Here is a 13878-nt window from a genome sequence, read left to right on the forward strand (position 1 = left end):
AAAGCTGCAACCGTCACCCACCGCTATGAAAAACAAAGCGGTTATACCACAGAAATCACACTCGAGGCACCAAACAAGGGAAAAGAAAGCAATGAGAACACTGAACATGCTAAAAACAGAAAATCCAAGAGATAATTTTGCTTCTTCTTTTCGTCAACTTCCCCATAATATTGAAGCTGAACAGGCATTGCTTGGAGCAATCCTGATTAATAATAATGCACTCGATCGCGTTTCAGACTTTCTCAAAGCAGAACATTTTTTTGAAACGCTACACCAAAAGATCTTTGAGATTGTCTTACAAATTATTCAAAAGGGTCATCTTGCAAACCCCATTACAATCAAGCCCTATATCCAAATGGAAGAAAAAGTTGGAGATATTACTGTATACCAGTATGTTGTTCGCTTAGCCACAGAGGCAGTCACTATTATTAACACTGAAGATTATGGACGCGTCATTTACGATCTTTTTATCCGCCGGTCTTTGATTAATCTTGGCAATGAAGTTGCCAATACAGCCTTTGATGCGCCTGTCGAACTTACACCTTCCCAACAAATTGAAACGATTGAAAATCAATTATTTGAGTTAGCCGAAAAAGGAAAATATGGGGGTGGGTTTGAAAACTTTGATACAGCCATTGCAAAAGCACTTAACATGGCAAGCGCTGCAAAAAAGCGTTCCTCACAGCTTTCTGGGATAGCTACCCATATCAAAACCCTTGATGAAAAAATGGGAGGATTACAAGCATCTGATTTTATTATCCTTGCGGGGCGCCCTGCTATGGGGAAAACCTCTCTGGCGACCAATATTGCTTTTAATATTGCCAATGCTTGTAAGCGTGATAACAGCCAAGAAAATGAAGGGGGTATTGTAGGTTTCTTCTCACTTGAAATGTCAACTGAACAGCTTGCAACTCGTATTATCTCAGAACAAATAAAGGTTTCTTCTTCTGATATGCGCCGTGGTAATATCTCAGAAGAGCAATTTACCAACATCATTTACGCAATGCGTTCTTTACAAACAATCCCTCTTTATATTGATCAAACGGGTGGTGTATCCCTTGCACAATTATCCGCCCGTGCAAGGCGTCTTAAACGACAACATGGTTTAGATGTCTTGATTATTGATTATATTCAACTCATGACAAGCGGTTCAAAGCGTTCATTAGAAAATCGCGTTCAAGAAATTACAGCTATTACCACCGGATTAAAAGCACTTGCAAAAGAACTCAATATTCCCATCATTGCTCTGTCACAACTTTCGCGTCAAGTTGAAAACCGAACCGATAAACGTCCACAACTCTCCGATTTACGTGAATCTGGTTCAATTGAGCAAGATGCCGACATTGTGCTGTTTGTTTATCGTGAAGAATACTATCTCAAAAATGAAGAACCCAAAGAAAGCACTGCTGAGTATAACAAATGGCAAGATGCAATGGAGCAAGCCAAGGGTAAAGCCGAGGTTATTATAGCAAAACAACGCCATGGTCCGACAGGAATCGTTCCCCTTGCCTTTCAACCCGACTTTACATGCTTTAGTGATTTGGAAAAATAGGAGAAGAAAAATGCGTTAAAGAGAGCTTTAAAGACCCTTTAGATAAGGTCTTTGAAGATCCTTTGAGAACCCCTTAAAAACTCTTTGAGAAAAAATAAATTGGTACAAAACCTAGTGGCAAAATATACAAAACCCGCTGGCAAGCTACACCCGCTGACAAGCTACAGGCAAGCTACAGCTACAAGCTACAACAAACAAGTAATGGTAGCGGAGGAGGGATTTGAACCCCCGACACAAGGATTATGATTCCTCTGCTCTAACCTACTGAGCTACTCCGCCAAAATAAGCAATCATAATTGTCAATAATTACATCTTTTGCGGATATAAGGGGTAGAATAGTAAGATGTCAAGCATCGTTTTTAAGCTTTTCTCTTGTCATTCTATTTTATCCTCGATATGTAAAAGTGTAATTTTCATATGATAAAGTAAGGTAAGGCATGAAAATGGTGCCACGTGTAGCGGTTTTAGGATGCGGTCATTGGGGTGAAAATCATATACGGACACTCCACTCTCTCGGGGCTTTAGCAGCAGTTTCTGATATTGATAATGATCGTGCTGCTAGTTTTGCAACACTGTATGGTGTAGAGGTTGTTACACCAGATGATCTTTTTACGCATCGAGATATTGATGCGCTGGTATTAGCGTTGCCGCCACAATTGCATACGCAAAATGTGCTCCGTGCTGTTAAAAATGGTAAAGATGTTTTGGTGGAAAAACCAATAGCCTTGAATGTTTCTGATGCTAAACGCCAAGTTCAGGAGGCTGAGGCCTATGAGCGAGTTTTTATGGTGGGCCATATTTTGCGTTTTCATCCAGCTTTTGAAAAAATGTGTGAATTGGTGAAAAACGGAGATGTGGGAGATGTGCGATATATTTATTCTCATAGATTAGGCTTTGGAAAATTTCACACACACAGTGATGCTTTATGGGATCTTGCCCCTCATGATCTCTCAATGATTTTGGCGTTGACAGGATGTGAACCTTCCGAAATTCGCGGTGAGGGGGCTGCTGTCGTTGATCAGATTTCTGATTTTTCTCATATTCATATGATTTTTCCAAATGGCGTGCGTAGTCATCTTTTTACTTCACGCTTGAGTTCTTATCGTGAGAGGCGTTTAATTGTTGTTGGAACAAAGGCTATACTCGTTTTTGATGATATGGAACCGTGGAGTCGTAAATTGGCAATGCACTATTTTGCCGTTTGGAAAGAAAATCAAGAGTGGGCTTTTAGCATGGATGAGCTGAATTACATTGATGTTTGTGAAGATTTGCCGCTTACTTGCGAATTACGGCATTTCCTTCATTGTATTGAAACGCGTCAATCACCTCGTACAAATGGTGATGATGCTATTGCGGTTTTACGGATTTTAACAGCTGCTGATGTCAATTATGATAGATAAAAGAGATAGGTAGCGCTTTTGCATTCTTGTGATGATCAATGGAGTTAATATGCAATTCATCGACCTTGGGGCGCAGCGTGCGCGTATTGAAGATAAAATTAATTTTGCAATTGCGCATGTAGTCGCTAGTGGTAAGTATATTTTGGGGCCAAAAGTAACAGAATTTGAAGAGAAATTGGCAGAATATCTTGGCGTTAAACATGTGATTGCATGTGCTAATGGAACAGATGCTTTGAAGATGCCTCTTATGGCTAAAAATATTGGTCCAGGGGATGCTGTTTTTTGTCCTAGTTTTACATTTTCAGCAACGGCTGAAGTGGTTGCTTTGGTGGGGGCTAAACCTGTTTTTGTTGATGTTTTACCTGATACATTCAATATTGATGTTGAAAAACTTTCTCACGCTATCGAAATGGTAAAAAAAGAGGGACGTCTAAAGCCAAAAGCTATTATTGCCGTTGATTTATTTGGGCTTTCTGCTGACTATGTGCAAATTGCTCAAGTGGCTGCAAAGGAAAATCTTTTTGTAATTGAAGATGCTGCTCAATCTATGGGGGGGAGAAGCGATAATACTATGTGTGGTGCTTTTGGTGATGTGGCTGCTACAAGTTTTTATCCTGCAAAACCATTAGGATGTTATGGTGATGGAGGCGCTATGATGACCAATGATGATCATTTTGCAGAACTTTTACGCTCTATTTTGTTTCATGGTAAAGGTGAAACGCAATATGACAATGTACGTATTGGTATGAATTCGCGCCTAGATAGCATTCAGGCTGCAATTTTACTAGAAAAGTTTGCGATTTTTGAAGATGAAATGGAAAAGCGTGTAGAAATTGCTCAACGCTATTCCAATGGCTTAAGAGATATTGTTACAGTTCCAGAAATAGGAGAAAATATTCGTTCTGCTTATGCACAATATACGATTAAGGTAAAAGAACGGGATAAATTAAAAGATTTTTTACAAAAAAATTCTATCCCTACAATGATTTATTATAAAACTCCTTTACATCAACAGCCAGCTTATAAACACTTCCCTTATGTAAAAGATTCCCTTTCTGTTTCAGAGTCTTTAGGAGAGTGTGTTTTAAGTTTACCAATGCATCCTTACTTGACACAAACGGATCAGGATATGATTATCAAAAAAATAAGAGATTTTTATCACTCTTGAGAGCGTGTTTTTATCCTTAAAATTATGGTCAAAGCTTTATTGGTGATCCATCTTAGAAGGTATTTTTTGTTAGAGTGTGTGGCCAATGTTTTGGTATTATTTCCTTTCTAGGACCTATGAAATGTTGTCCTTTAGAGCGGTGATATGATTAGAAAGTGAAGCTTCTAGACAAGAAGATATTTTTTAACAGAACGGTATGGGCTAAGAAACTTTGTCCTTTAGCTTAGCAAAAAAGTCACGTTTAGTAAAAAGGATTTGGGTTATGAAAGTTACAATGAACCTTTGTTGATTTTACTCTTCATTTAAGGTGTTTTAAAAGATAACTTATTTAACAGGGCTTTTGGAGAGAAAAGTTATTTTTTGGCGAATACGTGATGCTAGGTCATTTTTGCTTTTGGATTTTTGAATCAATGTGTTGATGGGTGATGTATTCCCCTCTTGTAGCGCTATTTGAGCTGCCAATGTTGCTGCAAGTTCTTTTGTTTCTTCTCGGAGTTCTTCTAGCAATTGGTGGTTGGCGGTCGTGTCCAGCTCATGAGTTTGGATTTTTTGTAAGCGTTGCTGATAGTGTGCGACTTTTTCACGCATCATTTGTCTTTCCTTTGGAAGTGTATAGTGTGGCGATATTTTGTTTGATTGCTATCGCTTCTTTGGTGAGAGTATCTTTTGTGGGGAGGCATAGCCGATAAAATTGTTCTGTTACTTGGCTCAGTTGTATTTTTTGTTGGACATATTTTTTTTGCAAAAATTCGTACTTTTGTTGGTTGTTTGCTAATTCTACAGCATGTTGTGCACGAAGAAAATCGTGATTTGCTTCTATTTCCGCGAGTGATAATGGCATTTTCGCACAAACATCTTTATACGCAAAATGAACGGCTTTACGCCAAATAAAAGGAGATAAAAGCACCAGTAACCAGGAAGTGAAAGCAACTCCAAGTATAAAAAAAAGAAATGATTGAATAAGCATAATACCCCTTTTCAAATAAGAAACCGTTTAAAACGGATTCCATGTCGGTCTATGTGTTAATTTTAAATATCCTATATTGATACCAAGGCGTGCGCCGACTCCTGTACGTATTGGGATTAACAAGGTATTATGGTATTTTAGGACATGAAAACCAACACCTGCAATTAAATAGGCCGAACCTGAAATACCACCATAGCGTCTCCATAAATTATTTATGCCATTAAGATTGTAAACTAAGATCATTAAACGGGAGCCTTGGCCGCCAAAATCCCATCCTACTGAGGGACCTTGCCAAAAAACTTTATGTTGACCATAGCTTTTGGTAAAAACTATTCCTTCGCCATAGGTTAATCCAGCAAAAAAGGCACCAGAAGCTTCTTCTCCTAAAATATAGGCATTGGGATAACCGTATTTTGAAAAAATATTTTGAATTGCAACAGCCAGACCACTAGCTGTTTTTCCAAAAAAAATATGACCAGAATCAATAATTTCTTGGAGTGAATAATGAGGTTCGTTTTGCTCTATTGGTTTTAGTCGAGCTTGTGTAGTGTTTATGGTGATGAATAAAAGGAAGATTAAAGATATAATATTTTTGTACCAGTATTTGAGCAGAGAGAGAGCCATGGAGTTTTCTCCTTTTATTAGTGATAAACAAAAAGATAATATTAGAATTTTCATTCTATTCAAATAAAAAATAAGATATAAGGTTATTTAAATTCTTGAATTTATTTCTGAATTTTTTAGCATGATTGTTAATGTTTCCTATTATGCATCAGATGTTAAGAGTTTTTCTTTAAAATAAAGTTTGTTTTTTTGAATCTAGGAGTTTTCAATCATTATGACGTTAGATATTTCTTTGAAGCCTATGGATCTTGCTGCTTTGCTTTGTAGTCGTATTTGCCATGATTTGATTTCACCTGTGGGGGCTATTCAAAATGCAATGGAGCTTTATGATGAAGGAGGAGCTGAAGAAGATGCTTTACAATTGGTGCGTTTATCCGTTGCGAGTGCTGCTGCACGTCTACAATTTGCGCGATTGGCTTTTGGTTTTGCTGGTGCAAGCGGAGGACAAATAGATACACGGACTGCAGAGCAGGTTGCTCAACAATATATGAAAGAAGAAAAAGCAACTTTAAAATGGCAAGCTTCTTCTTTATTGTTAGAAAAAGATGAAGTTAAACTTTTGCTTAATTTATTATTGATTGCAAACGCAACAGTTTCTCGTGGTGGTGAAATTGTTGTTATGATTTTGCAAGAAGAAAATAAACGTTCTTTTCGATTTGAGGTTTTCGGTAGAACTCTCCGTATCCCCCCTCATTTTCTTGCGTTATTTCGTGGAGAAGTTCAAGAAGAGCTTATTGATGCACATGTCATCCAATTTTATTACACAATGTTACTTGCTCAGATGACAGAGATGAAAATAAATATTGATGAAAGTGATGGTTGTATTGTTTTAGAAAGTGTAAAAAAGCTTTGAATAAGAGAGAAGCGCTTAAACTGTGTTGGGAAAAGTGGCTTCGATTGAACTTATGAGCGATAAGGTTATATGTGTAAATTGGGTGTGGTTACTTCTTAAGCTTTAAGCGCTTTCTATATGAGATTTTTAGTGTGCGAGTTCTCTACTTTTAATAGAGAAAAGATCTCGGGGAAAAAATCTCGGCCCGCTACACTCCGAGATTTTACAATGTGCATATTCACTGCTTAAGCGGTTTTTCGTACGTTCTCTTCAACTGGATCACGTAATACATAACCACGTCCCCAAACTGTATCAATGTAATTTACACTGGAAGAGACTGCTTCCAATTTTTTCCGCAATTTACAGATAAAAACATCGATAATCTTTAGTTCTGGTTCATCCATTCCACCATAGAGATGATTGAGAAACATTTCCTTGGTAAGGGTGGTGCCTTTGCGTAAAGAGAGAAGCTCTAACATTTGGTATTCTTTACCGGTTAAATGAACAGGGCGCCCTGCAACTTCGACAGTTTTTGTGTCAAGGTTAACGGTGAGATCTCCGGTAACAATAACCGATTGTGCATGTCCTTTTGAACGACGAACAACTGCATGGATACGTGCAATGAGCTCATCCTTATGAAAAGGCTTCGTCATATAGTCGTCTGCTCCAAAGCCAAAACCACGAACCTTATCTTCAATGGCATTCATACCAGAAAGGATTAGGACAGGAGTTTTTATTTTTGCCAACCTTAGAGTCCGCAAGACATCATACCCTGACATGTCAGGCAAATTCAGATCAAGCAAAATGATATCATAATCATAGAGTTTTCCTAAATCGATACCTTCTTCACCCAGATCAGTGATATAAACATTAAAGTTAGCCGACTTTAACATCAACTCAATGCTTTGAGTAACTGCTCTATCATCTTCAATTAATAATACGCGCATTTTAGATCCCTCACTTTGCTCCTTCACGAATCATAAGGAGCATTTCTATTTTATATCAGTTAGCAAAACCACTGTTATAAAAACAATTCATTAAATCAAACACTTATAACAAAGCGTTTATGAACATTTCAGTAGTACGCGTAACAATCACTACTAAATTCCCCACTATCCATGATAGTGGTTAACAAAATATTTTTATTTTTGAAAGAGGCTACAAAATTATTTTAGAAAAATCCTATATTTTTTAACATAATAAAAAAGGAGGGCTTTTTCTATAAACTTTAACTTAAAAAAAATTTGTAAAAGAGCTTTATAAATTACTTTTTTACAATTTCAGTGTTTATTTACTGAGCTTTAAACCTCTTCAGTTTATAATGGGGGAAAAGTTAAAGAAATAGTTATTGCTCTATTAAAGCAGATTGTATTTTCAGATGCTTTAATGAAAGGCAAAAATTATTATAATTTCAAGTTAATAGACTGTTTTTGTCGGATAGATATATAACTAAAAGATATTTATTGGGTGTGAATGCGAGTTTTGAGTTGGCGCAATCAAGGAGTAGTGAGTATGAAGCCACGAGAAAATATGGTGCGATTAAGGATGTTTCAAGTGCGTGGAAAGCGCCGTGAAATTACACAGCTTGAGATGATGATCGCAGAATTTGAACGAATGGTGTTAGAGTTGGAAGCACAGATTACTCATGAAGAACGTAAATCTGGAAACAATGATGTTCACCATTTTGCTTATTCTGCTTTTGCGCGTGCAGCGCGGCAAAGACGTGATAATCTGATCAATTCAATTCGTGATTTAGAACTTCAAAAAACAAATGCTGAAATTGCTCTCCATGAAGCTAATACAGAGCTGCAACGTGCACAGCTTTTGGAAGCACGAGAAAAGAAGATTGCTGCGGATGATAAGGATATTTTGATTCAATCTAATTCAATGGTTGGCTAATTTAATGGCTGGATGATAAAAGCAATTATTGAAAAATCCATTCTTTCAGGTTTATCTTTTGGGTATAGTATAAAACAGCCAAACTTTTATCAAGTTTGGCTGTTTTATAGATTGCTTTATGTTTTATTAATCAATGGCAACTTAATGCCTGTAGTGTTGAATCTTGGTCGTTCGTAATCCCGCTAAACCGTGTTCATCGATTAAACTTTGCCATGAAAGAAATTCTTCTACAGTCAAAGTATAACGGTGGCACGCTTCGTCAAGACTTAACAATCCACCTCTGACAGCCGCAACAACTTCAGCTTTGCGACGAATCACCCAGCGCCGTGTTGTTTGCGGCGGTAGGTCGGCAATTGTAAGCGGACTTCCATCTGGCCCAATAACATATTTCATTTGTGTTTTTATCAAGTTGGTCATTCGTATCCTCTACCTTTAGTCAAGGACTTGATTCGTTTATAGAGCATGAAATTTAAAAAAGAGCTAAAAGCGCTGAAAGAAAAAATTAATAAAGTGATTGGGTCTGTAAAAAGAAGCTCAAGTTGAAGTGTGTAGAAGAGATTCTTGCAATATTTTACTGGATTTTTCAAAAGAGAAAAAAGGATTTCTCCTAAACGATTACCATTATGCCTTATTTCCATCATTCTTTTTTTGTTTGCAGCAGCTCTTAAGAAAGTAATGCCTATGGTTGTGGAAAGGATAAAAAAATAATATAAAGACAATCAATCGTGTAAAAGTGCTAAAGAGCGTGCATCAGAATGTCAACATATGGGTAGCCATTAAACAGAGCATTAAATAGAGAATGAATACATGTTTTTAAACAGTCTTGATTTACCAGGGCAACCTGAGGATTCTCGCATTGTTGTTGCAATGTCGGGGGGGGTTGATTCATCGGTTGTTGCAGGTCTTTTGAAAAAGGAAGGGTATAATGTTATTGGCATTACGTTGCAGCTTTATGATCATGGGGAAGCAACGCATCGGGTGGGGGCGTGTTGTGCAGGACAAGATATTGAGGATGCACGCCGCGTTGCAGAAACACTAGGAATACCGCATTATGTTCTTGATTATGAAAAGCGCTTTCGCGAAGCTGTTATTGATCCTTTTGCAGAAAGTTATGCTCATGGAGAGACCCCAGTACCATGTATTGCATGTAATCAAACGGTTAAGTTTGCTGATTTATTAGCAACGGCACGCGAATTGGGGGCAGATGCTTTGGCTACGGGACATTATATTCGTTCGCGTTCCCACGGAGCGCATCGAGCACTCTTTCGTCCTCTCGATAATGATCGTGATCAGAGTTATTTTCTCTTTGCAACGACACAAGAACAGATTGATTATTTGCGTTTTCCACTTGGTAACCTTCCAAAAGCCCGCGTTCGTGAAATGGCAGCAGAAATGGGCTTTGTGGTTGCCAATAAGCATGATAGTCAGGATATTTGTTTTGTTCCACAAGGAAAATATTCAGATGTTATCGCAAAACTGCGTCCAGAAGCAGCTAATCCTGGCGTTATTGTCCATATTGATGGAAAGATTTTAGGTGAACATTCGGGAATTGTTAATTATACGGTTGGTCAACGTCGTGGTATTGGGGTGTCAACGGGTGAAGCGCTTTATGTGGTTTATCTCGATGTGGAAAATGCACGTGTTATTGTTGGACCGCGTGAAATGTTAGAAACGCATAAGCTTTTTTTACGTGATGTGAATTGGCTTGGTGATGAGTCGTTAGATAATTTCCCTTCTCAAGGTATTGAGGTGGCTGTAAAGGTGCGTTCAACGCGTCCTCCTCATCTTGCGCGCTTACATTATAAAGAAGGTATTTTTTCCGTTGATTTATTGGAATGTGAAAATGGTGTGGCACCAGGGCAAGCTTGCGTTCTTTATGATGGAAATGGTCATGAGGCGCGTATTCTTGGGGGAGGATTTGTAACACATTCAGAACGTGCAGCCGATACTGAAATGATGTTGAAGCGCGTTTTATGCAATCTCGAAACAAAAGATTCTGTTTCCTCAGAACTAAAAACAACAGCTTTATAAAGCATAGTAAATTGATTTAATGATATCTTTTAACCTTAAACTTGAATGAGAGACTTCCGGAAGATTTTCTCATTGAAAGTTTGTTTTATGATTGAATCCATCAACATTATATCTTCTGCACGTCATAAGTGGGGTTAGGGTGTGGAAAGTGATGAAAAAAATGTAAAAATGTTTTTTATCAATGCTTTCAAAGGCTAGGGAACGGCAATATTATTGGAGACTGGTAGATAACACACAACATTAGGTATGTTCTATAACTTGAAGTGTTATCATCTTTAGTGGTCAAAGTTGATAAAATGAGCAAGTGCAATACCTGAGGCTGTGGCAACATTAAGGCTGTCAAAACCGTCAGTCATGGGAATACGTAAGGTGTTTGATTGTTGTAGTATATGGGGTGGTAAGCCATCGCCTTCTGTTCCAAAAATAAGTGCCATTCTTTTGGTTTTGTTGGCTTGTTTGAGAGTGTGTGAGGCAGAAGGGGAGAGTGCATAAAGATGAAAGTTTTCATCGTTTAGAGCAGCTATAATGTCATCTATATCAGCGTTTTGCGTATAGGGTACTTTTAAAGCAGCACCGGCAGAAACTCTTATTGATTTGCGATAAAGTGGATCGCATGAGGTTTTGTCGACAATAATGCCATTACTGGCAAAGGCTGCTGCATTACGAAAAATTGATCCCATATTATCGTGATTCGAGATACCACATAAAACAAGAATCAAAGCTTTTTCTGGAAGATGTTGTAAAAAACTTTGTAAAGATGGCAGTATTTTGCGTTTACCAATACCCAGAATACCACGATGAACATGGAAGCCGGCGATATTATCCATAATTTTTTGTGGAACGCAATAAATGGGACATAGGGGCTGTGTTTTTTCTAAAAGCGGTAGAAGTCCAGAGAGACGGTTTGCTACGATAAGCAGTGAGATGGCAGAAAACTCTTTTGAGTGCAGTAATGCGGACAATGTTACTTTGCCTTCAGCAATAAATTGATGTTGCCGTCCAACAAGATCTTTTTCACGGATATTATGATAGGCTTTTAGGCGTGGATCATCTGTTTCATTGATTGTTGTGATATTCAAATGCATGCGAGATTTTTAGTGCTTTTTTCTTATGATTTCCAGATGTTAGAATTTGTTTTATTTTAAAAGAAGAGATAAAAAAATACTTTTTTAAAACTTATGGTAGAATTTATGTTGACAATATGCAACCATAGGTATAATGTAAAAATACTGATACGGAATCATATATTTTTCTCGTATCGGGTGCAGTATCTTGGGTCCCCGCTATTTCCCAAGTTCTGTATGCCCTTAATTTCTAAGGGAAAAGAATCTGGGTCCCCAATGCCCAGATTCTTTTTTTGAGGGTAATCATTGTTCTTCTTTTTATATCTAAATTTTTTAGTAAATCATATTTTAAAATCCAGTTGACCTGTAAGGTTACAGTAGAGTGCTAAGATATTTTTTCTAAGGTGCAAAGATGGATTATAGATGGGTTATAATGCACATCATAAGACTAAAAAAATGCATGATTATGATAGATTTGAGCAAAAACAAGTTTTTCGTTTATGAGAAGTGAGATGGCTTTAAGTTATTCAGAAAACGATTAATAATGAAGGTTATGTGTTTGATTGCTCTTGGGAAAGCTCTTCTTTCTATTATTTTTCTCTTCTTTATTTATTGGTGCTGTTCGTGTAACTGAGCAGTTTTTACGATAATAATGGTGAGCTGAAGCGTTTATTGTATGATGAAGCTTCTGTAATATTGAGGAAAGATCGTCGTTATGCCAAAAGTATAATGATATGGTTGAAAATATTAATTCCCTATTTCGTGAAGAAAAGGATGAGGTTCATGGATGTAAAAATCAATATACAAAGCTTAACTTTATACTCTATTTTTATTGCGTGTATTGTTTTTGCTTTGAAATATTGGGCATATCACATCACAGGTTCGGTTGCACTTTATTCTGATGCATTGGAATCAATCGTTAATATCCTTGCATCATTGGCAGCATGGTGGGCTGTTAAAGTGAGTATGAAGCCAGCAGATCATGATCATCCCTTTGGGCATCATAAAGCGGAATATTTTTCCGCAATTCTTGAAGGGGTACTCATTATTATTGCGGCAATTGTTATTTTAAGAGAAGCATGGATAGCTCTTTCTACCGTTAAATTGTTGCAGAAACCTGGAATATGGCTTGCTATTCATCTTATTGCAACTGTCATAAACTGTATGTGGGGAATGGTTCTTATTGGGCAGGGAAAACTCCATCGCTCACCGGCTCTTAAAGCTGATGGAGTACATTTTATAACTGATGTTTTTACGTCTCTTGCAATTTTAATTGGTTTGATTGCTGGTTTTGTCGGAGGATGGGGAGCTTTAGATCCAATTTTAGCGATAATCGTTGCTGTTAATATTCTCTTACAGGGCTGGAAGGTGATTAGAAATGCTGTTCAGGGATTAATGGATGTTGGCGTTGAATTGAATGAAAGCATGCGGATTCGGGAGCTGATTTCTGCAAATGCATCGGGTGCGCTTGAGGTCCATGATTTGCGGACGCGTGTTGCTGGGAGGGTTACTTTTATAGAGTTTCATTTGGTTGTGCCTGCTATAATGCAGGTAGGAGAAGCACATAAAATTTGTGATAAAATCGAAGCTGTTCTTCAAAAAGAATTTGATAATGTGCGTATTTCTATTCATGTCGAGCCTGAAGATGAGGCAAAATTGCCTCCTGGTACAACGGTGATCCCTTTTATATAAAAAGATTTTTTCAATTGGGTTGTCATGTTACGAACATTAATTTTTTACGGTGTGGCAACTCATATCTCTTGAAAATACGATGATGCTCTTTTGTTGATTGTATTTTTGCATCAATAAAGGGGAAGATTAAACAAAGTCTCTTAAGGCAAGATTTATTCTGTTATCGTACACTGTCATTTAAGGTGTGGTGAGATAAGACCTATAAAATTTGATCTCTTAAGCATTTTTTGAGTGCGCGGTCAATGCCGAGAAGTAAGGCTTGCTGGTGGCATTTAATTGAATTACATGAAATGGTTATCCGCTGAAATTGGCTTAAGAAGATGTATTGTTTACGGGGCTGTCAAGAATAGATCTCTTGTTTTTGAGAGCGAGAGGAAATAGAGCTTAATTATAAATTTTATATAAAATACTTTGTGAGACAATAATCATAACATACCTTATTTTACTTATGCTTGCAAAAAATATTTTTTATATTCATAAAGATTAGAATGGCGGTGGTCTATAGATAATTCTTAGCTCGAGCATATGAAAAGAAAGTATGATACAAGAAATAACAGAGTTTTGCTTGCCTTCAGCTTTCAGTCAGTAAAGGTAATTATAACCGCCATTCTTCAAATATGATTTTATCCGTGTAGATTATACAAAGTTA

At 37.3% G+C, this 13878-nt stretch carries 13 protein-coding genes, 1 tRNA gene and 1 pseudogene; 8 read left to right on the forward strand and 7 right to left on the reverse strand.

The annotated features are described in order from the left end of the window. Positions 1-135: pseudogene (locus ACFIO5_RS04500) on the forward strand (late control protein); the annotation flags it as partial. Next, positions 92-1552 (forward strand): replicative DNA helicase, encoded by a 1461-nt coding sequence (locus ACFIO5_RS04505; protein ID WP_375705125.1) that lies wholly within the window; start codon positions 92-94, stop codon positions 1550-1552. The pseudogene ACFIO5_RS04500 and the gene ACFIO5_RS04505, both read left to right, overlap by 44 nt. Positions 1553-1754: 202 nt before the next feature. On the opposite strand, the gene ACFIO5_RS04510 is transcribed toward ACFIO5_RS04505, so the two are convergent. Next, a tRNA-Met gene (locus ACFIO5_RS04510) sits at positions 1755-1831 on the reverse strand. A 164-nt stretch (positions 1832-1995) separates the two neighbouring features. Here ACFIO5_RS04510 and ACFIO5_RS04515 point away from each other — a divergent pair. Both ACFIO5_RS04515 and ACFIO5_RS04520 read left to right on the forward strand, forming a co-directional pair. Beyond that, on the forward strand, positions 1996-2952 hold the full coding sequence (locus tag ACFIO5_RS04515) for a Gfo/Idh/MocA family protein (RefSeq protein ID WP_375633056.1): 957 nt from the start codon (positions 1996-1998) through the stop codon (positions 2950-2952). 49 nt (positions 2953-3001) lie between these two features. Further along, the gene (locus ACFIO5_RS04520) at positions 3002-4120 is read left to right on the forward strand and encodes a DegT/DnrJ/EryC1/StrS family aminotransferase (protein WP_375705126.1); all 1119 of its coding nucleotides are present in this window, start codon (positions 3002-3004) and stop codon (positions 4118-4120) included. Between the two features lie 324 nt (positions 4121-4444). Here the strand turns inward: ACFIO5_RS04520 and ACFIO5_RS04525 are convergent, their stop codons facing one another. The 3 genes from ACFIO5_RS04525 to ACFIO5_RS04535 form a co-directional block, all read right to left on the reverse strand. Further along, positions 4445-4711 carry a hypothetical protein gene (locus tag ACFIO5_RS04525; RefSeq protein WP_375611955.1) on the reverse strand — a complete coding sequence of 89 codons (267 nt, stop codon included), beginning with the start codon at positions 4709-4711 and terminating at the stop codon, positions 4445-4447. Further along, positions 4701-4961: a hypothetical protein gene (locus ACFIO5_RS04530; protein WP_375705127.1), complete on the reverse strand. Its 261-nt coding sequence runs from the start codon at positions 4959-4961 to the stop codon at positions 4701-4703. Before ACFIO5_RS04530 ends, ACFIO5_RS04525 begins: the two co-directional genes overlap by 11 nt. Before the next feature lie 153 nt (positions 4962-5114). Then, a complete protein-coding gene (locus ACFIO5_RS04535) occupies positions 5115-5711 on the reverse strand; it encodes a DUF1134 domain-containing protein (RefSeq protein WP_375633046.1) in 597 nt (198 codons plus the stop codon). Positions 5712-5925: 214 nt separating this feature from the next. On the opposite strand from ACFIO5_RS04535, the gene chpT reads away from it, so the two are divergent. Further along, entirely contained in the window at positions 5926-6564 is a 639-nt protein-coding gene (gene chpT, locus ACFIO5_RS04540) for a histidine phosphotransferase ChpT (protein WP_375632317.1), read from the forward strand. A gap of 224 nt (positions 6565-6788) precedes the next feature. Here the strand turns inward: chpT and ctrA are convergent, their stop codons facing one another. Next, positions 6789-7490, reverse strand: coding sequence for a response regulator transcription factor CtrA (ctrA, locus tag ACFIO5_RS04545; protein WP_273790819.1), 702 nt, complete (start codon positions 7488-7490; stop codon positions 6789-6791). A gap of 565 nt (positions 7491-8055) precedes the next feature. Here ctrA and ACFIO5_RS04550 point away from each other — a divergent pair. Next, on the forward strand, positions 8056-8442 hold the full coding sequence (locus ACFIO5_RS04550; protein ID WP_375634637.1) for a flagellar export protein FliJ: 387 nt from the start codon (positions 8056-8058) through the stop codon (positions 8440-8442). 141 nt (positions 8443-8583) lie between these two features. Here the strand turns inward: ACFIO5_RS04550 and sciP are convergent, their stop codons facing one another. Next, positions 8584-8859, reverse strand: coding sequence for a CtrA inhibitor SciP (gene sciP / locus ACFIO5_RS04555; protein WP_273758311.1), 276 nt, complete (start codon positions 8857-8859; stop codon positions 8584-8586). Positions 8860-9249: 390 nt separating this feature from the next. On the opposite strand from sciP, the gene mnmA reads away from it, so the two are divergent. After that, positions 9250-10473, forward strand: a complete 1224-nt coding sequence (gene mnmA, locus ACFIO5_RS04560) for a tRNA 2-thiouridine(34) synthase MnmA (protein WP_375683992.1) — start codon at positions 9250-9252, stop codon at positions 10471-10473. A 275-nt stretch (positions 10474-10748) separates the two neighbouring features. On the opposite strand, the gene ACFIO5_RS04565 is transcribed toward mnmA, so the two are convergent. Next, positions 10749-11558, reverse strand: a complete 810-nt coding sequence (locus ACFIO5_RS04565) for a TrmH family RNA methyltransferase (protein ID WP_375705128.1) — start codon at positions 11556-11558, stop codon at positions 10749-10751. Positions 11559-12320: 762 nt separating this feature from the next. Here ACFIO5_RS04565 and ACFIO5_RS04570 point away from each other — a divergent pair. Continuing rightward, positions 12321-13229: a cation diffusion facilitator family transporter gene (locus tag ACFIO5_RS04570; RefSeq protein WP_375618193.1), complete on the forward strand. Its 909-nt coding sequence runs from the start codon at positions 12321-12323 to the stop codon at positions 13227-13229. The last annotated feature ends 649 nt before the right edge of the window (positions 13230-13878 follow it).

It is taken from the genome of Bartonella sp. AA86SXKL (assembly GCF_042196885.1).

Coding starts and splice junctions, on each gene's coding strand:
- ACFIO5_RS04535 (WP_375633046.1), bottom strand. CDS start 5,711: ATGGCTCTCTCTCTGCTCAAATACTGGTACAAAAATATTATATCTTTA.
- ACFIO5_RS04505 (WP_375705125.1), top strand. CDS start 92: ATGAGAACACTGAACATGCTAAAAACAGAAAATCCAAGAGATAATTTT.
- ACFIO5_RS04525 (WP_375611955.1), bottom strand. CDS start 4,711: ATGATGCGTGAAAAAGTCGCACACTATCAGCAACGCTTACAAAAAATC.
- ACFIO5_RS04565 (WP_375705128.1), bottom strand. CDS start 11,558: ATGCATTTGAATATCACAACAATCAATGAAACAGATGATCCACGCCTA.
- ACFIO5_RS04520 (WP_375705126.1), top strand. CDS start 3,002: ATGCAATTCATCGACCTTGGGGCGCAGCGTGCGCGTATTGAAGATAAA.
- sciP (WP_273758311.1), bottom strand. CDS start 8,859: ATGACCAACTTGATAAAAACACAAATGAAATATGTTATTGGGCCAGAT.
- ACFIO5_RS04515 (WP_375633056.1), top strand. CDS start 1,996: ATGGTGCCACGTGTAGCGGTTTTAGGATGCGGTCATTGGGGTGAAAAT.
- ACFIO5_RS04530 (WP_375705127.1), bottom strand. CDS start 4,961: ATGCCATTATCACTCGCGGAAATAGAAGCAAATCACGATTTTCTTCGT.
- ACFIO5_RS04570 (WP_375618193.1), top strand. CDS start 12,321: ATGGATGTAAAAATCAATATACAAAGCTTAACTTTATACTCTATTTTT.
- ACFIO5_RS04550 (WP_375634637.1), top strand. CDS start 8,056: ATGAAGCCACGAGAAAATATGGTGCGATTAAGGATGTTTCAAGTGCGT.
- mnmA (WP_375683992.1), top strand. CDS start 9,250: ATGTTTTTAAACAGTCTTGATTTACCAGGGCAACCTGAGGATTCTCGC.
- chpT (WP_375632317.1), top strand. CDS start 5,926: ATGACGTTAGATATTTCTTTGAAGCCTATGGATCTTGCTGCTTTGCTT.
- ctrA (WP_273790819.1), bottom strand. CDS start 7,490: ATGCGCGTATTATTAATTGAAGATGATAGAGCAGTTACTCAAAGCATT.